The organism is Novipirellula caenicola (assembly GCF_039545035.1).
Classification (GTDB): domain Bacteria; phylum Planctomycetota; class Planctomycetia; order Pirellulales; family Pirellulaceae; genus Novipirellula; species Novipirellula caenicola.
Genome location: NZ_BAABRO010000022.1, coordinates 16,128 through 35,028, shown reverse-complemented (window position 1 = coordinate 35,028; position 18,901 = coordinate 16,128). Strand labels below are relative to the sequence as shown.

General features: G+C 55.7%; 19 protein-coding genes. 3 read left to right on the top strand and 16 right to left on the bottom strand.

Annotated elements, in window-relative coordinates; genetic code table 11:
* Positions 1-86: 86 nt before the first annotated feature.
* Entirely contained in the window at positions 87-236 is a 150-nt protein-coding gene (locus ABEA92_RS27115; RefSeq protein WP_345688239.1) for a hypothetical protein, read from the bottom strand.
* 45 nt (positions 237-281) lie between these two features.
* On the opposite strand from ABEA92_RS27115, the gene ABEA92_RS27110 reads away from it, so the two are divergent.
* Positions 282-1,520, top strand: a complete 1,239-nt coding sequence (locus ABEA92_RS27110) for an HD-GYP domain-containing protein (RefSeq protein WP_345688237.1) — start codon at positions 282-284, stop codon at positions 1,518-1,520.
* Positions 1,521-1,556: 36 nt separating this feature from the next.
* Here the strand turns inward: ABEA92_RS27110 and ABEA92_RS27105 are convergent, their stop codons facing one another.
* From ABEA92_RS27105 to ABEA92_RS27040, 14 genes are all read right to left on the bottom strand, one after another.
* Entirely contained in the window at positions 1,557-2,522 is a 966-nt protein-coding gene (locus ABEA92_RS27105) for a DUF1559 family PulG-like putative transporter (RefSeq protein WP_345688235.1), read from the bottom strand.
* Positions 2,523-2,526: 4 nt separating this feature from the next.
* A complete protein-coding gene (locus tag ABEA92_RS27100; RefSeq protein WP_345688233.1) occupies positions 2,527-3,018 on the bottom strand; it encodes a hypothetical protein in 492 nt (163 codons plus the stop codon).
* Positions 3,015-3,548 carry a PulJ/GspJ family protein gene (locus ABEA92_RS27095; RefSeq protein WP_345688231.1) on the bottom strand — a complete coding sequence of 178 codons (534 nt, stop codon included), beginning with the start codon at positions 3,546-3,548 and terminating at the stop codon, positions 3,015-3,017. The genes ABEA92_RS27100 and ABEA92_RS27095 overlap by 4 nt, the downstream gene beginning before the upstream one ends.
* The gene (locus ABEA92_RS27090; RefSeq protein ID WP_345688229.1) at positions 3,545-3,976 is read right to left on the bottom strand and encodes a hypothetical protein; all 432 of its coding nucleotides are present in this window, start codon (positions 3,974-3,976) and stop codon (positions 3,545-3,547) included. Before ABEA92_RS27090 ends, ABEA92_RS27095 begins: the two co-directional genes overlap by 4 nt.
* Complete coding sequence (locus tag ABEA92_RS27085) at positions 3,973-5,091, bottom strand: type II secretion system F family protein (protein WP_345688227.1); 1,119 nt, start codon at positions 5,089-5,091, stop codon at positions 3,973-3,975. Before ABEA92_RS27085 ends, ABEA92_RS27090 begins: the two co-directional genes overlap by 4 nt.
* Positions 5,091-6,119 (bottom strand): type II secretion system F family protein, encoded by a 1,029-nt coding sequence (locus tag ABEA92_RS27080; protein ID WP_345688225.1) that lies wholly within the window; start codon positions 6,117-6,119, stop codon positions 5,091-5,093. The genes ABEA92_RS27085 and ABEA92_RS27080 overlap by 1 nt, the downstream gene beginning before the upstream one ends.
* A gap of 75 nt (positions 6,120-6,194) precedes the next feature.
* Positions 6,195-7,160 carry a type II secretion system F family protein gene (locus ABEA92_RS27075; protein ID WP_345688223.1) on the bottom strand — a complete coding sequence of 322 codons (966 nt, stop codon included), beginning with the start codon at positions 7,158-7,160 and terminating at the stop codon, positions 6,195-6,197.
* 135 nt (positions 7,161-7,295) lie between these two features.
* Entirely contained in the window at positions 7,296-7,694 is a 399-nt protein-coding gene (locus tag ABEA92_RS27070; protein ID WP_345688221.1) for a hypothetical protein, read from the bottom strand.
* On the bottom strand, positions 7,687-8,253 hold the full coding sequence (locus ABEA92_RS27065) for an RNA polymerase sigma factor (protein ID WP_345688219.1): 567 nt from the start codon (positions 8,251-8,253) through the stop codon (positions 7,687-7,689). Before ABEA92_RS27065 ends, ABEA92_RS27070 begins: the two co-directional genes overlap by 8 nt.
* A 283-nt stretch (positions 8,254-8,536) precedes the next feature.
* Complete coding sequence (gene nadA, locus ABEA92_RS27060) at positions 8,537-9,685, bottom strand: quinolinate synthase NadA (protein WP_425572512.1); 1,149 nt, start codon at positions 9,683-9,685, stop codon at positions 8,537-8,539.
* A gap of 120 nt (positions 9,686-9,805) precedes the next feature.
* Positions 9,806-12,094 carry a tetratricopeptide repeat protein gene (locus tag ABEA92_RS27055; protein ID WP_345688217.1) on the bottom strand — a complete coding sequence of 763 codons (2,289 nt, stop codon included), beginning with the start codon at positions 12,092-12,094 and terminating at the stop codon, positions 9,806-9,808.
* An 86-nt stretch (positions 12,095-12,180) separates the two neighbouring features.
* A complete protein-coding gene (locus ABEA92_RS27050) occupies positions 12,181-12,744 on the bottom strand; it encodes a hypothetical protein (RefSeq protein ID WP_345688215.1) in 564 nt (187 codons plus the stop codon).
* Positions 12,745-12,812: 68 nt separating this feature from the next.
* Complete coding sequence (locus ABEA92_RS27045; protein WP_345688213.1) at positions 12,813-13,553, bottom strand: HisA/HisF-related TIM barrel protein; 741 nt, start codon at positions 13,551-13,553, stop codon at positions 12,813-12,815.
* A 15-nt stretch (positions 13,554-13,568) separates the two neighbouring features.
* Positions 13,569-14,117 carry a DUF2617 family protein gene (locus ABEA92_RS27040; protein ID WP_345688211.1) on the bottom strand — a complete coding sequence of 183 codons (549 nt, stop codon included), beginning with the start codon at positions 14,115-14,117 and terminating at the stop codon, positions 13,569-13,571.
* 374 nt (positions 14,118-14,491) lie between these two features.
* Here ABEA92_RS27040 and ABEA92_RS27035 point away from each other — a divergent pair, with 374 nt between their 5' ends.
* Positions 14,492-15,070 (top strand): anthranilate synthase component II, encoded by a 579-nt coding sequence (locus tag ABEA92_RS27035; RefSeq protein ID WP_345688209.1) that lies wholly within the window; start codon positions 14,492-14,494, stop codon positions 15,068-15,070.
* Positions 15,071-15,104: 34 nt separating this feature from the next.
* Positions 15,105-15,413, top strand: coding sequence for a DUF167 domain-containing protein (locus tag ABEA92_RS27030; protein ID WP_345688207.1), 309 nt, complete (start codon positions 15,105-15,107; stop codon positions 15,411-15,413).
* A gap of 1,231 nt (positions 15,414-16,644) precedes the next feature.
* Here ABEA92_RS27030 and ABEA92_RS27025 read toward each other — a convergent pair.
* The gene (locus ABEA92_RS27025; RefSeq protein WP_345688205.1) at positions 16,645-18,816 is read right to left on the bottom strand and encodes a Tex family protein; all 2,172 of its coding nucleotides are present in this window, start codon (positions 18,814-18,816) and stop codon (positions 16,645-16,647) included.
* Between the last annotated feature and the right edge of the window lie 85 nt (positions 18,817-18,901).

The following is an 18,901-nucleotide window of genomic DNA, read 5'->3' as shown; positions in this document are numbered from 1 at the left end:
GACCAATCAGCGACAATCGACGGCTATTCGGCGAGGCGATATCGTCCACCGTTTGTCCGACATACCGCCCCCCCGCTGAGCACACTTTACTCGTTCCAAGCCGCACAATCGGTCCAAAGTACCAGCGGCGCGAACTGATTCACTCCGTTCGGCAAGCTCAGCGGCATACCGCTGCAAATCACGTCGCATGCTTTGAACTGAGTGACTACCGTTTTTTGCGTCACGAATTCCGTCATTGGATTCGGCGATTGCTTTCCAACGTCTCTGCCGCTTTGAACTTAATGCCCACGTCTCCACCTTCTGCCGCCCAAACGCCTCAATCCCAAACGGCTCTGCCGCTTGCGGCTGCGTCGACGTCCGCTGCGCGGCCGGTCGAGGTGTTGGATGGCAAAATCATGATCGTCGATCATGAGCCGGTGAACGTCTTGGTAGCCAAGAAACACCTGCAAGCGGCCGGATATAGCAATTTTGAAACGACCGTCGATACCGCCAACGCGTTACAATCGATCATTGCCGCCGGCCCCGACGTCTTGTTGCTCGATGTGAACATGCCCAATGCGAACGGCATCGAGATCCTGCGTGAACTGAGGAATCGTCCGGGATTCCGCCATCTTCCCGTGCTGATTCTGACCGCCAATGACGACGCGTCGGTCAAACTGTCTTGTTTGGAACTTGGGGCCACGGACTTTTTGATCAAACCCGTCGATCCGATGGAATTGGCACCTCGTGTTCGCAATGCGCTACAGAACAAGTGCTTCCAAGACCAACTGCAACACCACACCGAAGACCTCGAAGAAACAATCCAGCAGCGTACTGCGGACTTGGAACGTTCACGCCGCGAGGTGATCTATTGTTTGGCTCGCGCTGCCGAGCTGCGGGACAATGACACCGGAAATCACGTGATTCGTGTTGGTCGGTTTGCAGGATTGATTGCAGGCCAATTGGGACTGCCCGATTGGTATGTCGAAGACATTGAACTTGCTGCCCAGCTTCACGATGTGGGTAAAATCGCAGTTCCCGATGCGATTCTGCTGAAACCCGGTCGATTGATGCCAAGCGAATTTGCCGTGATTCAAACGCACGTCAAATTGGGTCACCAAATCATCAAACCACATACGATCAACGATGGCAGTTCACGGCGTCGATCGTCTTATGAAGAATGCCCCATCGAGCGTGATAGTGGATCGTTGATGCGATTGGCTGCCAGCATCACTCAAACCCATCACGAGAAATTCGACGGCTCGGGTTACCCGCTCGGTTTGGCTGGCGAAGACATTCCACTTGAAGGCCGCATCACCGCGGTCGCAGACGTTTACGATGCATTGGCATCCGAACGTCCCTACAAGAAACCGATGCCGCGTGAGAAATGTTTCTCGATCCTCGAAGAGAGCCGCGGCAGCCACTTTGACCCCCGAGTGCTGGACGCCTTTTTCGCTGCGGTTCCCGAGATTTTGAAGGTCCAAGCTGAGTACCGAGACCATTACAACCACGATGCCGCCCCCGACGCCGGGTCCGCTTAACAAACGCCAGTCGGGCCGAACGGGTGGCATTTTGAGCTACCAGTTATCCTGAACCAACAATTCACCGTCGGCACGATCGCCGAGTTGTGTGAACAATGCGGGGTCAATCGTTTGGCTCAAAAATCGTGTCGAACCGTCTGCGAAACCAAAGTTTCCGCCGCCTTGGTGCGCGCTCCCAAAACCGCCGACTTTGAGCGACCCCAGTTCACGATCGCTTTGAAGGCTGAGATCAAAAAAGCGATTAGGACCTTCGATCTTCGAGCCCGTATTACGAAGCGTCGCTCGGGTGCCGGAACACCATCCAAGTGAATTGCGGTAAGGAATCATTTCGCCGATCATGATGGTTTGCGAGCTGCCGTCACGAATATCGCTGTATCTCAAATGGCTGTTTAGAAACAGCATCCCATTGTTGTTCGAGTCGATCGGAGCCTCGACCGAATGATGGCATCCTGCATAGTTGGATATCGCCGCATATCCCGGTTCCATGCTGTCGTCTAGCGGAATCGAGAAGTCGGACTTCGCCGATGGAAACGATGGGCACATATACGTGGCAATGTTTCTCACCCGTACCGGGCTATTGACCGTGGCATAGACACCGGCTTCCAGGTCAAAGTGCTCGAACATGCTCTGCTGTTCGATGAACGGCAATATCTGCACCATCCAACTAATGTGCTTGCCAATCGGCTCGTTCCGCACGGGGCCGGTTTCGCTGATCACTCCGGCCGGCAACCGCTCGTGACTGAAATCGTGATGATGCACCGAGAGTCCGATCTGCATCATGTTGTTCAGACACGAAGATCGGCGAGCCGCCTCGCGGGCCGCCTGAACGGCGGGCAACAGCAACCCAACCAAGACTCCGATGATCGCGATCACAACCAACAATTCCACGAGGGTGAATCCGCTGGTTGAGCGGTTGGTGGCGAACCTCCGCTGCGAGCAAACGTCGGGAATTGCAGCAGAGGAAAATGTCGAGTCGAGCCGATTGGTTGTTCGTATATGCATGTTTCTACTCATCATTGGTATCTGCAGATTGAGGATTCGATTTTGAAACTTGGAACGTGTAACTTTTTTGTGTGCGGGTCGCGATTTCCATCGCAGGGCTGTCGACCGATCGCGCCAACGTCGCAACCACGTCGACCGAAACCAGATTTGATGCGTCGTCATCACTAGTGGCCGCAGTGACGCTAATTTCGACGTTGGCTTTGGCATAACGCGAGTTCTCAAACGCGGGGTTCCAATTTTCGCCTTCGTATTGATCATCGGCCGCAATCTGGGCGATGGCACGATTGATCCCCGCATCCAACAACCACTCGGTTTGCATCGTTTGATGTCGACGTACGGTTTCACGCTGGCCACGCACCGCCGATGCCACGCTGGTCATCACCAGCGTTGACACCACGATCAAACAAACAAGCGTGCAAATAAGCACGATACCGCGACGCGAGGTTTGGTTGCGACCACCTCCGGACGCAGGGGCGTAAGTGGAAAGACGTCTCATGGCGACTCCTGGGCACGTGTCATAGCATCGTCGCGATTGCCAAGGTCCACTAACGGACGGTAGCGACCGGCGGTCGCAGTGATTTGGCGATCCACACGGTCCGAGTAACCACGCTGATCAGGAACGAAGCGGATTTCAAGCGTTGCTTGCTGCTGATCTTGCTTCTTAGAAAACGTTGCGACATACGATTCGGCTAGCGTGTAACTTTCCCGTCGCACCTCGTCGCGATCGCGTTGTTCAATGCGAATCACCTCATTTCCCTGGCTCTGATAGTCCACCGTGTGTCCGTCATTTCGCACCACGACAAACGAATCCGCTGTATTTTGGACCTCTTCGCTGTGATGCACATCCCAGCGAAATTGTTCGACGAGACGCTGCGAATCACGATCATGACTGGCACGTTCGCTTGAGATGTTGGACATCGTCATCGTCTGATGAACCAATCCGATCGCTAACGCCATCAGCGTACTGCCGGCGGCCATCGAAACGACCAATTCAATTAAGGTGTGTCCTTGCTGATGTCGCTTCATAGATCGTCCTCGCTTTTGATCCAACCCACCAATGTCAAAGGATCTGGATCGCCGACGCGTTTCCAGTCGATCGATAGATGCAATTGCGTTTCGTTGTTGCTGCGAACGATTTCTGCTTCCATCACGGCCTCAGGAAGCAACGTCCGCGCGGCGTCGGACACCGTAACCGCTTCGGCTTGTTTTTCGAGTTCTTCGGTCGGCAATGCGATCAACCGTTCCATGTGATTGTTCAATTCATCAAGTGCCATTTGGCGATGCCGCGTCTGTTGCCACAATCGTCCACAGCGAACCGTTAACGGAGCGACCATGCCGACGCCGCTGACCACCAAGGTCGCGGTAACCATCAGTTCGAACAACGTAGCCCCGCTACGCCGACGAGGTCGCCCACGTTGGTGTTGCCGGACGTTTTGTCTGGTAAAACTGTTCATAATTCAAATTGAGGCTTCGAAACAAAATAGGTCAGCTGAATCAGGAACTCAAAGAACCCCACGCACACTAATACGACGATGGACGCGACCAGGATGATCAAAACAGGATGCACAAGGCTCAGCCACCGCTCACAACGACGATCAAATTGCTCGTGTTTCCACTGTCCCAGACGCCGCAGCATCCAACTGATTGCCGGCTTTGAATTCAGCCGTGTGATCGCATTCGCCTCGGCCGCGGTGATTAGCCGCGCTTCGGCCATGCTGCTCCATAAATCGGCACCTTGTTCGACTTCGTTGCGAACCAGTAACAAACGTTGACGAATGCGTGGATCAAAGTGATAGCGGGCGAGCGTTGACACCGCACTGGGCATGGGACGCCCGGCATCAATGCTGTCGGCCAACACACGCAATAGTTCCGCATTGCGTCCGGTCGCGTTTGCCGATGGGAACATTCGACTGGCGAATCGGCGAAGCATGCTAGAAAGTGGACTAAAGACAATTACCACCGCAGCAATAAAAGCGAGCCCCAACCACATCCCGGCATTGGAAACAAACGCACTGACGTTTTTCAGCAGATGAAACGTCCATGGAAGCACAAATTCACCATCCGCATCCCCGACTTCACCGACCATTTCCAAAAGCATTGGAACCAAACTGATCAGCACCAACAACAAGATCGGCGTCATCACGATCGCGATGATGGCTCCGTAAATCACAATTTGCCGCAGATGCGATTGGCGGCGGTTGAGAGATTCGTCGTGGTGTTGTGCCATCCGCGCGAGTGTTTGCGGCAACGTGCCGTTTTGGGTCGCCACACGGATCGCCAACACTGCGTCCTGGGTCAGCACGCTCGGCGTCTGCTCGAGCGCCTCGATCAGCGAACTGCCTTCGCCAAGCCGTTTTGCCAGCCGAAGCAGACGTCGACGATAAGAACCACGATGCTCTTGAGCCAGATTCCCAACGACTCGCCACATCTCCAGACGCTGGGACATTGCCACCGCCAACATTCGAATCAGCGATTGCTGGCACATGCTGCGAGTGTCACTGGGCCACCACGGCGTTAACTTCCACCGCCGGCTCCAGGTGTACCAAGCATTCAAGATTGAGTCGATCATTAGGACAACCCCGATACGAGACTAACGAGGGGTGTGAACAGCGAAAACACGACGAACACCACCACCGCGGCAACCAGAACCGTTGCAACCGGTGACGCAATGCCGCTCATCCAATCGACTCGCGTCCGTGCCCGTTGGCGATACATCGTCGATATTTCACGAAGCACGACGGTGTTGGGTTTTCCGTCCTGCGCGAACGACAGCACATCGATCACATTCGCAGGCAATTGATGTGACACCGAGGATTTGTGCAGCGGCGTCGAGCCTTGATTCGCATGATTCGCGAGATGGACGGCAAGATTGCGTAAATGCCGGTTGCCACATGTCTGTCCGGCGAACCACAACGACTCGGGGACCGACGCGCCCATCTCGAGCATCTCGGCCAATTGGTTCACAAACTTGGCCATTGCCGCCACGCTGCCGGTGTTTCCCGCTGCAAAACGCCCAAACAAACGCAGCCCCAAGGAAAAGCGAAGGCACAGCTGGTAGACGCCAAACACGGCGGCGAAGGCTGCCACAATAACCGCCAATGCGGTCAAGGGATCACTCGTGATCGATTCACTAATCCAAATCAACAAAAGCGTGGGAGCGGGGAGCTGTAATCCGAACTCGTCATACATTTTCGCAAAGGACGGAACCACGGTGAAAGCCAACACTATTAACACGATCAACGCGAGCGACACAACAATCGTTGGATACAACATCGCAAAGCGGAACTGGGACCGCGAATCGGATTCGGCGTTGGCATACGCGACGGCATTCATCATGACGGCGGCACGAGACGATTTTCCGCTGGACGCACTGGCGTGGGTCAACCACACCGCGGCCGCGGGATCACTCAGCAATTCGTTTGCCGAAGCTCCTGCTCGCAGCCGATCAACCAAATGGACCAACTCTCGGCGGCTCTTGCCACGTGGCATCTCGTCGGCGACGGCTGCCAGTACCGCAATCAGTTCATCGCGATGCAACAGCATGTGATCCACATGCTTGCGTATCGTTGACTCGGGAGATGGGACGTAAATTGGCATTGCAAATGATGATGGTGATGGAAGAGCGTCAATGACCGGCTAGTAACACAAGACTCATGATTGGGAGTAAGCGTTTCACGTGAGTGCCAACACGCCGAGAAAATGGACCCAAGGCAAAAACAGCGACAACGCATAGATCAGCACAATGATTCCTCCCACCACGGCGGTGGCAATCGAAGGCACAAGGAATCGCCAAACGGCCGCTGAACGCTCGGCCTTTTGCCGATACATCGCGGCAACAAATCGCAGCACTTCGCCACGAGACGGTTCATCCACGCCTTCACCAAGTGCCCATCGCAGCAGCGGCGCCGCATCGACGCCGTCCTCTGCGGCTGTATCCGCGGAGGACTCCGCTGGGGTGTGGACATCGCAAATGACAAGGGCGTCTGACAGCGGGATTCCCCGTTGGATCAAACCCGCCATCTGCTCGGCCAACTGCGAATTCTTGATGGCACGCCGATAGCCTTTCCCGCCTGGAACCGCAGACCATTGCAAATGATCGCCGAACGCTCGCCACGCGATGTAACCGATTGCTACCAGGATCAATAAAACCGGTAACCAAACGGCCATCCAATCACGTAGCGTTTCCACCAGCGAAAGCGCGGAACCTTCCTGAATTCCCATGTCCTGGTAAAACGATTCGAGCTGTGGCGTGGTAAACGAAAGCGTGAATACAAACGCCAGCAGCGCCAACACAACAAGGATGGACAATTGAAACAACCATTGACTGACATTTCGTTTCAACACTCGCTGCGACCGCGCTGCCGCCGTCGCGGCATCCAGCGCCGCCGCGGAATCTCCGGTGCGCAGCAGCGTTAACAGCGACTGGCGATATTGCGGCGAGATCGCTGCATCCTCGGCAATCGCCGCTTGCACCGTATCACCGCGTGCGACACGCACCCCGATTCTGGCGTTTAGCTGAGAAACCGTCTCGTCAACCGATTGCGGCGTCGCTTCGGAATGAATAGCGACCGGCAGCCCCGAGTCGGCTATCGACACGAGCTGTTCATTGAATTCGACTATCTGATCAAACTCAGTCACTTGACAGTTCGTCCCGCATCGAAAGGAGGAAAGAGAATGGTAGCGATGGATTAACGGTAATAGCGCAGCGTCACCGCAGACGATGAGTGAGTGTCATGAACGGCGGTCATTACGCAGCGTGATCGGTGCCGAAGATCATCGCGGCAAGCGAAACCGGCTTGCCTGGGTTTGCCGCAATTGGCTGAAGGCCTCACACATGCCCCATTGGGGACCAATATCCGATCGTCTCGACAGCTCCGCCGCCTTGCGATGCACCTCGACGGACGTCGGACCGCTGAAACGCGATTGATAATCGCCCAGCAACTCGACGAGGGGTGATGCCAGACAAAACATCAGTAGGACGCAGACGAAAAAGCCGCCCATGCGTCGCTCTAACAAGGTGTCGTCACAGACGCTTCGCGCCGCCTCGAGCGTCCGAGGACGCAAGTCATCGGAAACACGGACATAGCTGCCCGCTGCCCGAATCCGTTGTTCGATTTCATCAAAACCCTGGTTGTCGTTACCAAAGTCCACGTCATGATGCGACTCACTCATAAGCGACCTCCGCATCGTTGGCATGGAGTTTGTCGGCCAATTTTCCGATCGCGTAGCGATAGCGACTCGCCGCAGTGGACGGAGTGATTTCCAGCACCGATGCAATCTGAGCAAACGTCATCTCTTCCCAGATCTTCAGCACAACGACTTCGCTTTGTTCCGCCGGCAGCGTCCGCATCGCAGCCCAAACAGCGCGATGCTGGTCTTCGAGTTCAATCGAATCGACGACGCGGCGAGTCAATAAATCAGTCAAATTGCTTACAAGCGACCATCGCTGTTTCCGCCTCAGGATCACCAGCGACTCGTTACGAACCATGCTCAACAAATAGCCCCACGGCTGTTCCGCCGCGGCAAGTTTTTCAGGTTCCACCGCAACGCGGACGAGTGCAGTTTGCACGGCATCTTCGCCGTCGTGTTGGTTTCGAGTGATGGTCGTCGCGTACCGAACCAACCGCTGGGCGGTCAAATCGTACAGCCCCGACAATGCCGGAGCACTGCTCTCGGCAATTCGCTGGGCATGCATCCGCACGCGTTCGGAAAAGGTTTCAAAGTTAGCCATCAGACCTAAGGATGCGCGACGGCAGTCCATTTGTCTAAAGTTTGAGAAAAATTCTCGATTTATCTCTAAAATTTATTAGCCACTCGCATTCGTCGAACGCGAAATCCCCGTATTCACCAAGTTTGAACAAGTTTTCCTCGATGCCCGACGTCAACATGAAAGTTCCAACCTCCCTGTCCTGCGACCGATACAGTCTGTTTCACAAGCCCCCGGCGCGCAGCATCGCAACAAACGCTTTCTACTTCGCGTCAATGTCGAAGTCACTGGCTAACCAGATCCCAAACTACTTGACCGCCAACATTCGCTCCAATGCGACGAGGCTCCATTTTGAAATCTCGTCGTCGACTTCAATCTTGTTGACGATCGCTCCGTCACGCAGATTCTCCAATGTCCAACAGAGATGTGGCAAATCGATGCGGTACATCGTGGCGCACATGCAGACGACTGGGCTGAGGAAATGAATTTCCTGCTCTGGATGCTCGGCTTTCAATCGGTTGACCAAGTGAAGCTCGGTCCCGATCGCCCATTTGGTGCCCGCCGGACTGTTGCGAACCGTGTCGATGATCTTGCCCGTGCTACCGGACACGTCGGCGATGTCGTTGACTTCGCGAGGACACTCGGGATGCACCAGGATCTTGATACCAGGATGTTGTTTGCGGAATCCTTCGACGTGTTCGGGGCGAAACATTTGGTGGACGCTGCAGTGCCCCTTCCAAAGGATCACTTTGCTCTTTTCCAAGCCGGCCTCGGTGTTGCCACCTAGCTCGAGTGCATACGGATCCCACACCGGCATCTGATCTTCGCCGATCCCCAAGCCAAGCGCCGTGTTGCGACCGAGGTGTTGATCGGGGAAAAAGAAGACCCGATCACCTCGCTCGTATGCCCATTCCAACACCGCCCTGGCGTTGCTGCTGGTGCAAACGATTCCGCCATGACGACCGCAGAACGCCTTCAAGCTTGCGGCACTATTGATGTACGTGACCGGGATGACGCGTTCGGTGTCGATCACTTCGGACATGTCTTCCCAGGCGGCTTCGACCTGTTTGATTGCCGCCATGTCGGCCATCGAGCACCCGGCCGCCATGTCGGGCAGCAACACGGTGACGCGTTGACCATCGCGTTGGGCCAATTTTTCGGGACGGTTCGCCAAAATATCGGCGGTTTCGGCCATGAAGTGAACGCCACAAAAAACGATCGTGCGGCAACTACGGCTGGCCGCCGCCATCTCGCTTAATTTGTAGCTATCGCCACGAAGATCCGTATGCGCGATCACTTCGTCTTGTTGATAGTGATGCCCCAGGATCAGCAGCGAATCGCCAAGTTCCGAGCGAACCGCTTCGATGCGGGTTTGCAGTTCTTCGGGCTGAAGCGTGCGATACGACGCGAGCGAGTGGATTGCGTCTTGGTCGTGTTGAGTGATGGTCGCGTTCAACGGTGGTCCTTCGATATCAAAAATAGTCGCCTTGACGGTCGAGCCGGCAAAAAATCGGCTCCCCGCCTGCCTTGATTGTACCCCTAAAACCCCAAATCGATCGATGGGCCCTTGGGGCGACTATTTTTCGCCTTCGTTTTCCTCGGCAATTTTCTCTTTCAGCAGCCGTATCGCCGTGTGGTAAACCTCGACTTCGGGGTCCAATTCGGCGGCTTTTTCCAGCTGTTCCAATGCCTCGCTGTATTTTCCCGATTGATACAACGCCAATCCGTAGCGGTATTGCATGGGGGCGTTATCGGGAACCAATCCCGCATCGCGAGCGATCAGCGGCAATTCGGCCGCTCGCAGCTGTTTCGCCAACGCCCTCATTTCCTCGGCTTGCGGTCCGTTGGATTGAGCCAACGTATCCAACAATTCGGCAAAATTGGACCTCGCCCCGGTCGTGTTCGGTTCGACCCGGATCGCATCCTGGTACGATTCGATCGATTCGCCATAACGACCTAATTGCTCGGCCAATGCAGCCCAAGCCATGTGGGCGCCCGCTCGATCGGCAGTGTTCATCAAGGTCTCTTTGACACGGCGAGCAGCCAATTCCACTTGGCTTCTCTTCGTCGCGTCCAACAGCCGCACTGCACCCGAGGCGATGATCACGCGAGTCGCCTCATTGCGCACCGGTTTCATCTCGTCGTCGACGAACGGAAACAGCTCCTTCGCAATTCGCTCGGGAGATGCCGTCATGTAAACGGTCACCGCCGCGGTACGAACCAACGGATGCTCGGAATCCATCTTCAATACCTTCCGAGCGACCGGCAGCGCGTCAGCCACTCCCGATTGACCGAGCTCGAATAGTGCGGTGGCACGAGCGTACGCGGGAACCTTGTCGTTCGTTTGCGTGACCAAACTGGTCATCGCATCCACCGCGTCGGGTTCACCGGCACGAAACGCCGCAAACGCTTCGCCAAAATGAGGCGGTGTGGCACGCTGTTCGCCATACCATTTGTCACAAGCATCGTCACACCACTGATCAACTTTGGCGATCGCCGCAGCCACCTCGTCATTGCCCATCTCGGCCAACCGCAACCAATCCGCGTACTCGTCGACCTTTTCACGTGTCGATGGATCCAGCTCGTTGCGGACGTCTTCGACATGACAACTGCTGCATGCATTGGGCGTTCCGATTTTCACCGACAAATCAGGCCGCGGAATACGCAAACTATGGTCACGCCGTGGATCGACTTCCATGTACGTTGTATGCGGCATGTGACAGTTAACACACATTGCACCCGCTGTCCCAGGCACATGGTGATGATGCGACGGCACATCGTATTTGCCGGCCGCGTGTTGGTGGCACGAGGTACAGGTTTCGTTGCCTTTGTGTTTGAGCTCTAACGAGTGGGGGTCGTGACAATCGCTGCAGCGGATGTTTTTGTGATACATCTTGCTTTGAATGAACGAACCGAACACGTAGACCTCGTCTTTGATTTGCCCATCCGCGTGATAGGTCGCGGGGCTCATCAGCTCGAGTGCGTAGTGGTCGAAATAAGTATCGCCACCATGAAAGTTGCCGTCCAAAACGCCACGTCGACTGTGGCAGGGAGCACACGTTTGGATTTGCGGTTCGTTGATTTCCCCCTTCAGTTTCGTCAGCCCGTATCCGTAGCGGCGATCCCAAAACAGTGACTTGCTGTTGGCAAGTTCCACATGCAGACTGCCGGGACCATGACACGCTTCGCAGCTGACGTCGATCTCGGAAAACGTCGTGTGGTATCGGTTCGCTTTGGGATCAAAATTCGTTTTCAGATTCGTTGAATGACAATCGGCGCACATCGTTTGCCAGCGCTGGGCGATGCCGGTCCAGTGCAGCGGATCATCGGGTTCGAGTTTGTCGTTAACGTCCGGGGGACGTAGATAGAACCATCGTTTCGCCTTAGTGTCCCAACTAATCCTCAGCACTTGCAGACGCGACAATTCGTCCTCGGGCATGTCGTCGCTGCGATCGAATTCGACCATATACTGCTGCAGCGGCGTGACGCCGAAGACGTACTTGACCTCAAAATCTTCCATCTTGCCGGTCGGGCCTTCGGTGTGGACCATAAACCGTTCGCCGTCGCGATACATGCGGTTCACCAGCCCATCGTGCTCGAACGTGGCGTCATTGAAATCGCCCAGCACGGTTTCGTCGGTGGCAACGTCCATCGCCAAATCATGATGCGACCCCTCGAACGCTTTGGCTTGGTCGCGGTGACAATCGATACATCCGCTACGGCCGACAAACTCAGCCTCAATGCCCGCTGGCTTTGCAGACCAATAATCCGCAAACACTCCCCCGCCTAGCAGTAGGATCAAGCCACCGATCGCAAGCGGCAATATCGGACGCGTCGAATTGGGCGTGTTGGATGTTTTGGACAAAATCGGCGTGGGGAACAAAGAGCGGATGAGGAGGGAGGGATCGCCCCGCGGAAAGCGAGCCAATCCATGATACGCAAAAATCGCCGCTATTGTTTCGTCACAGCAACCGATTCGCTCAACAAACGCCACGCTTCGTACCGTAGCTTTGCCACAAGTTCGGTTCGTGCCGAATCTTGGGGCTCGATTTGGCTCAGCAGACGGGCCGATCGCAACAACGACTCCGCCGCTCGCACGCTGGCCTCTCGATCGTTTCCCGCGGGCCCCGTGGCAGCGTCTAGGGCGGGGTCAAGCGAAGAACCGTCCAAGATACTGCCTCGAGATTTAATGATGCCAAGCACGTCGTCCAGCAGTGGGTCGGACGAGCGGACGTCATCGGATGCCCCTTCCAAGACACTGCGGATCTTTTGCTCGATAGGGTTCGGCGTCGAACTCGGCTCGGGCGACGCCTCGGTGGGTAAGGTTTCAGTAGGCGCCGTTTCAGTGGGGCCCGTTTCCAGCGGTGTTATCTCCGCCGGTGTTGTTTCCGCGGGCACCGCAGGCGACTGAGCGGAGGGGGGGAAATCGAAAGGCGATCGTGCAAACGAAACGCCCAGCGTCACGATCAACAATCCCGTGGCAATGCCCGTGCGTCGCAGGGATAAAGAAAGCATGATCGGCTCTTTTGGGAAAAAACGAAAAATCAGATGTGGCGAGAACCAATGGTCGCCGGGCGATATCGCTACGGCTCCAGCAGCGCGGTGGCGACCAGACAGCGATCGCAGCCCGCTTGCTGCAATAGCTTAACGTCCGAGGCGTCTCGGATACCACCGCCCGAATAAAGTTTGACTGCCGGCCAATGGCAACGAATTCGCGAACAAATCGCAGCGACCGACGGACCACGCGATGTCCCCACCGTCGCCATGTCCAGCGCAACGACTCGCTCGATCCCCAACGGCTGTGCGAATTCCAACCAACGTTCCTCCGCATCCTCGCCACCCAAGAATGCACCGTCGCGATAATCCATCCCCAAGCTGACTTGGCTGTACGGCAACTGCCCTTCAAAACGCCTCAGCGCCGTAACGCCGGTGGCACATTCCGTCGCGGCAATCACAAAAACACGTGGGTGTTGGCGGGCGAGTGCAAGAAATGAGGCCATCGCATCGGTTTCGGGCAAACCAATGTCGACAAGAACCTCGTCAAAGTCCGGTGTCGTTGCGATCAGCCCGCGAAGCAACTCGACCTGAGGTTGCCCCTGCAGGATCGAGTCCAAATCGGCAATGTACAGCGATCGAATTCCGAGCCGACGGTAATGGGCAATCAACGAAAACGGATCGCCGTCCGCTTCCCCCTGAATTGCTATCGGCTGGTAGGCTGTTCGTTTGCCGGCGACTGCGTGCACGGCGAGCCCCGACTTGAGATCGACCACGGCGACGATTTGTTCGCGGATGGTCGCATCCAACCATGCGTGACTGGAAATCACAGCAACGCCGACTCGTTACTTTGCGTTATCGCCGATGGAAAAGAGCGATTCGACTTTGACGATAGCATAATCGTCGGGAAAAGTATGAATGGCTTGAATCAGCACGCTCTTTCGTCGCGTTTCGACATTGACGTAGCTCAGAGCCCCCAACGCCATTCGGCCGCTGGCGTCAAATCGGTGCAGCAGCCCTTCGGTTTGCCCAGTGCCCAATTGTTGTTGGACCATCCAAAACATGTCCGGAGCCACCGGTTCCAACTGAAAATGCGTCTTGTACTGGACTCCCCCGCGGCATTCCGCACGCTCGGTACGACTTCCTTTGAGAGGCCGCGAAAGCAGGCAACGACGCTTGGGAAGCGGTTGCTGGGCACTCGTAGCGACTTCACAAATCGTCATCCCAGCCCCCCGCCATGTGACGACGTGACCACAATTGGTGATGTCGACCTGGACCTCGTAGTCAGAACGCTCCACACGCCGGCGTTGGTGTAAAGCGTACAGCTCGGGATGCAGCGAGCGACTGAAAACGTGAAACGCCAATTCGGCGACTTTGGGGCGAACCGAAAGCATGGGAATTTATCTATGAAGAAGAACGCGAGTAAATAAATTGATTGTCAAGACGGAATGTTTGAGCTCGTTGATACTCAATGAAAATATTTTTCAGTAAGATATCGCCGACTTCGCTCTGCTCGGTCTTATGCCACTAACGTCTGTCGATACGTGTGAATCGCGTTTCGCCGTATTTCCACTCGCCCAGCGTTGTCGTGTCATGCCCATTATACGCTGTGGAGTGTTTCCAACCAAAGAGCGTTTACGCGGATGAGAACAAAGAATATTCTTTTTGTTCACAGCCCTCATTTCCCATTGACATTCCGGCATTTCTGAGCTTTCCGACGTCCTTCGAATTTGCCCTTTTTATTCTTGCACCAAGTGTTTTCTGTACCATGGTTATCGTCATCGACAATTACGATTCGTTCACTTACAACCTGGTCCAGCGGCTTGGTGAGATTGATGCGGCCATCGATGTTCGCGTGTTTCGCAACGACGAGCTTTCGATCGAACAGCTGCAAGACTTGAAGCCATCGCGAGTGCTGATTTCCCCCGGGCCTTGTACGCCCAACGAAGCCGGAGTCAGTGTCCAGTGCGTCAAACAGTTTGCCGGAAAGGTGCCGCTACTCGGCGTTTGTCTGGGCCATCAATCGATCGGTCAAGCTTACGGCGGCGATATCGTTCGTGCTCCGGAATTGATGCACGGCAAGACCGATAAAATCTATCATGATGACGAGGGGCTTTTCAGAGGAATCGAAAACCCGTTTGTTGCCACGCGTTACCACAGCTTGGTGATCGAACCCTCGAGTTTACCAGACGATCTGATCGCAAGTGCATGGACTGACACCGGAGGCAAGCGTCAGATCATGGGCGTGCGTCACAAAGAATACAAACTCGAGGGATGGCAGTTTCACCCTGAAAGCTTTTTGACCCAGCCTGGGATCGAACTGCTCAAGCGATTCTTGGCATGGTAACTCCGGCGGCAAATCAGGTGCGGGAGGATGGTTCGTGATCGTCATCAAACAACACGACGATCGTTGCACGATCGACGTGCATGTCACCCCTAAAGCAAAACAGGCTTCAATCGGTGGCTGTCATGATGCCGCTCTCCGCATCGCGGTTACCGCGCCGGCCGATAAAGGGAAAGCCAATAAGGCGGTCGAAAAATCAATCGCCGCGATTTTTGGCGTCGCCAAATCGAATGTCGAAGTGGTTCGCGGATCCACATCGCGACGCAAAACCGTCTCCATCGCCGGAGTCAGCGAATCCGAGGTTCGCAAGAAACTCGATCCGCTGCTACGCGATGCATCCGCGTGAGACGACAGCGGTGCGTGTGTTAGCGTCGTGTTACCTCTCCCAAACGTAGTTTGGCAGAGGTCGAGCAGAGCTGTCGGCGATTGCTCGGGTGAAGGGCGTCCGAGCAAGCTAGTGGCATACTGCAAGCTCCGTTGCGCGGTCGACCCTCACCCGAACGAGGCCTAAGGGCCCGTTCGACCTCTCCCAAGCTAAAGCTCGGGAGAGGTGGCTTGTGTCGTGCTACCTCTCCCAAACGTAGTTTGGGAGAGGTCGAGCAGAGCCTTCAGCGATGCTCGGGTGAGGGGCGTCCGAGCGAGCCAGAGGCCCACTGCAAGCTCCGTTGCGCGGTCGGCCCTCACCCGAACGAGGCCTAAGGGCCCGTTCGACCTCTCCCAAGCTAAAGCTCGGGAGAGGTGGCTTGCGTCGTGCACCTCTCCCAAACGTAGTTTGGGAGAGGTCGAGCAGAGCCTATAGCGATTGCTCGGGTGAGGGGCGTCCGAGCAAGCTAGCGGCCTACTGCAAGCTCCGTTGCGCGGTCGGCCATCACCCGAACGAGGCCTAAAGAGCCCGTTCGACCTCTCCCAAGCTAAAGCTCGGGAGAGGTGGCTTGTGTCGTGTTACCTCTCCCAAACGTAGTTTGGGAGAGGTCGAGCAGGGCTTTCAGCGATTGCTCGGGTGAGGGCCGTCCGAGCAAGCTAGCGGCCCACTGCAATCTCCGTTGCGCGGTCGGCCCTCACCCGAACGAGGCCTAAAGGGCCCGTTCGACCTCTCCCGGGCTAACGCTCGGGAGAGGTTACTTGTGTCGTGTTACCTCTCCCAAACGTAGTTTGGGAGAGGTTGAGCAGAGCCTTCAGCGATTGCTCGGGTGAGGGCCGTCAGAGCAAGCTAGCGGCATACTGCAAGCTCCGTTGCGCGGTCGGCCCTCACCCGAACGAGGCCTAAGGGCCCGTTCGACCTCTCCCGAGCTAAAGCTCGGGAGAGGTGGCTTGCGTCGTGTCACCTCTGCCGAACGTAGTTTGGGAGAGGTCGAGCAGAGCCTATAGCGATGCTCGGGTGAGGGCCGTCAGAGCAAGCTAGCGGCCTACTGCAAGTTCCGATGCGCGGTCGGCCCTCACCCGAACGAGGCCTAAAGGGCCCGTTCGACCTCTCCCGCGATAAAGCTCGGGAGAGGCGACAGTACGCGCTCCTGCTTACTGAAGTTACTCCAGTTATCTCTTCATCGCTGCAGTGGAACCACGCACCACCGGTTCTCTTAAAACTTGCGGGTCACCGAGATTCGTTTGCGTGGCAGATCGATCTCTAGCACTTTCACTTTGGTGACATCGCCGACCGACACGACATCGCTTGGATCCTGCACAAATGTGTTGGCAAGCTGCGAAATGTGAATCAGCCCGTCTTGGTGCACGCCGATGTCAATGAACGCGCCAAAGTGCGTGACATTGGTGATCACTCCCTCGAGCACCATGCCCGGCTTCAGATCCTCCATGCAGTTGACGCTGTCATCAAACTTGACCGCGCGGAACTCACTGCGTGGGTCGCGTCCCGGTTTGGCCAATTCGGAAATGATATCCGCCACCGTGGGCAATCCGAATTGATCGTCGACAAACTCGCTTGGCTTCAATTTCTGGCTCAGCGTGGCGTTGCCGACAAGCGAACGAGAATCGGTCCCCAATTTCTTGGCCATCTGGCTAACCAACACGTAGCTTTCCGGATGCACCGCCGAATTGTCCAGCGGCTCATCGCCGCCGCGAATCCGTAGAAAGCCTGCCGCTTGCTCAAACGCCTTCTTGCCCAATTTGGGCACCTTGCTCAGCTGTTTTCGATTTGCAAAGCGACCGTTCGCGTTGCGATACTCGACAATGTTCTCCGCCAACTTGGGACCGATCCCTGCGACGTACGAAAGCAGTGGAACACTCGCCATATTCAAATCGACCCCGACACTGTTCACACACGACTCGACCGTCCGATCGAGACACTTGCGAAGCTGTGTTTGGTTGACATCGTGTTGATATTGACCGACGCCAATTGATTTCGGATCCGATTTGACCAACTCCGCCAGCGGGTCTTGCAGACGTCTCGCAATGCTGATCGCACCACGCACCGTGATGTCCAAATCGGGAAACTCCTTGGACGCCAACTCGCTTGCCGAATAGATCGACGCTCCCGCTTCGCTGACCATCACCTTGGTGACATCAAGTTTGTGCTGGCGAATCAAATCGCCGACAAAGCTGTCAGTTTCCCGTGACGCCGTCCCGTTGCCGATCGCTATCAACTCGACGTTGTACTTTTGGATTAGCGCCAACAGCGTTTTTCCGGCATTAGCCGTGTCGTTTTTGGGCGCGGTTGGATAGATCGTGGTGTTGGTCAAATATTTGCCGGTGCCATCAACCACCGCGACCTTGCAACCGGTACGAAACCCGGGGTCAATCCCGATCGTCACTCGCGGCCCCGCGGGTGCACTCATCAGCAACTCTCGCAGATTTTTGCCGAATACTGCGATCGCTTCTTCATCCGCCTTTTCCTTTAACGTTTGCATCACGGTCGATTCGGTGGCCGGCATCAACAACCGCTGATAACAATCGTCGACGGTTTCAAGCAATTCGTTGCGAAACTCGAAATCACGATTGGGAACAAGCTTGGGCTTCAGTTCCGCGAGCACCTGCGAATCTTCGAGCTGGATGCCGACTTTCAGCACGCCTTCGGATTCACCTCGCATCATCGCCAGCAAACGGTGACCGGGGATTTTTGCAGCCGATTCGTTGTGGTCGGTATAAAGTTCGAATTTCTCGGCCTGATCCTTCTTGCCTCGTTTGATCGACGACGTAATCCGGCCTTGCGAAAAGGCTTTCTTGGTCATCCAGGTCCGTGTGTCGGCGTCTTCGGACCATTGTTCCGCCACGATATCCAGCGCACCTTTCAGCGCCGTGTCGGTATCGGGAACTTCTTTGGCCGCGTCGACGAACGCTTTTAAAACATCGTCTTTTGATTTGCCGAGTTTACTCTGGCTGAGCAGCAGATCGGCCAATGGCCCCAGCCCGCGTTCTCGCGCGATGGTCGCTCGCGTTCGCCGTTTCGGCTTGTAAGGCAAATAGATCGCCTCGAGCGTTTGCATGTCGGTGCAATCTTCGATTTGTTTGCGAAGGGCCGCGGTCAACAACCCTTGCTCGTCGATCGTCTTCAGCACGGTGGCTTTGCGAGCGGCAAGCGCCGTCGCCTTTTCCATCGCATCTTCGATCGCTCGCAATGCAATTTCGTCGAGCCCGCCGGTGGCTTCCTTTCGATAACGCGCAATAAACGGAATCGTATTGCCAGCATCGAGCAGTTCAACGGCCGATTGAACCTGTTTTAGTGGCAATGACAGCTCTTTTGCGATCGCTTTAGTCGCAGCATCGATATCAAACACGTTTTCCGTTTTCGTAGCCATCCGATTTCTCAATGAAATGTTTTGTCGATTTTGTCAGCAGGGCGGCGGATTCTAGCTAGCCGCCACTTCAATGTCATTAGCATCT

Bases quoted from the DNA above. Each gene is read 5' to 3' on its own strand.
- ABEA92_RS27115 (WP_345688239.1), bottom strand. From the start codon at position 236: ATGACGGAATTCGTGACGCAAAAAACGGTAGTCACTCAGTTCAAAGCA.
- ABEA92_RS27110 (WP_345688237.1), top strand. From the start codon at position 282: ATGCCCACGTCTCCACCTTCTGCCGCCCAAACGCCTCAATCCCAAACG.
- ABEA92_RS27105 (WP_345688235.1), bottom strand. From the start codon at position 2,522: ATGCATATACGAACAACCAATCGGCTCGACTCGACATTTTCCTCTGCT.
- ABEA92_RS27100 (WP_345688233.1), bottom strand. From the start codon at position 3,018: ATGAGACGTCTTTCCACTTACGCCCCTGCGTCCGGAGGTGGTCGCAAC.
- ABEA92_RS27095 (WP_345688231.1), bottom strand. From the start codon at position 3,548: ATGAAGCGACATCAGCAAGGACACACCTTAATTGAATTGGTCGTTTCG.
- ABEA92_RS27090 (WP_345688229.1), bottom strand. From the start codon at position 3,976: ATGAACAGTTTTACCAGACAAAACGTCCGGCAACACCAACGTGGGCGA.
- ABEA92_RS27085 (WP_345688227.1), bottom strand. From the start codon at position 5,091: ATGATCGACTCAATCTTGAATGCTTGGTACACCTGGAGCCGGCGGTGG.
- ABEA92_RS27080 (WP_345688225.1), bottom strand. From the start codon at position 6,119: ATGCCAATTTACGTCCCATCTCCCGAGTCAACGATACGCAAGCATGTG.
- ABEA92_RS27070 (WP_345688221.1), bottom strand. From the start codon at position 7,694: ATGAGTGAGTCGCATCATGACGTGGACTTTGGTAACGACAACCAGGGT.
- ABEA92_RS27065 (WP_345688219.1), bottom strand. From the start codon at position 8,253: ATGGCTAACTTTGAAACCTTTTCCGAACGCGTGCGGATGCATGCCCAG.
- ABEA92_RS27050 (WP_345688215.1), bottom strand. From the start codon at position 12,744: ATGCTTTCTTTATCCCTGCGACGCACGGGCATTGCCACGGGATTGTTG.
- ABEA92_RS27040 (WP_345688211.1), bottom strand. From the start codon at position 14,117: ATGCTTTCGGTTCGCCCCAAAGTCGCCGAATTGGCGTTTCACGTTTTC.
- ABEA92_RS27035 (WP_345688209.1), top strand. From the start codon at position 14,492: ATGGTTATCGTCATCGACAATTACGATTCGTTCACTTACAACCTGGTC.
- ABEA92_RS27025 (WP_345688205.1), bottom strand. From the start codon at position 18,816: ATGGCTACGAAAACGGAAAACGTGTTTGATATCGATGCTGCGACTAAA.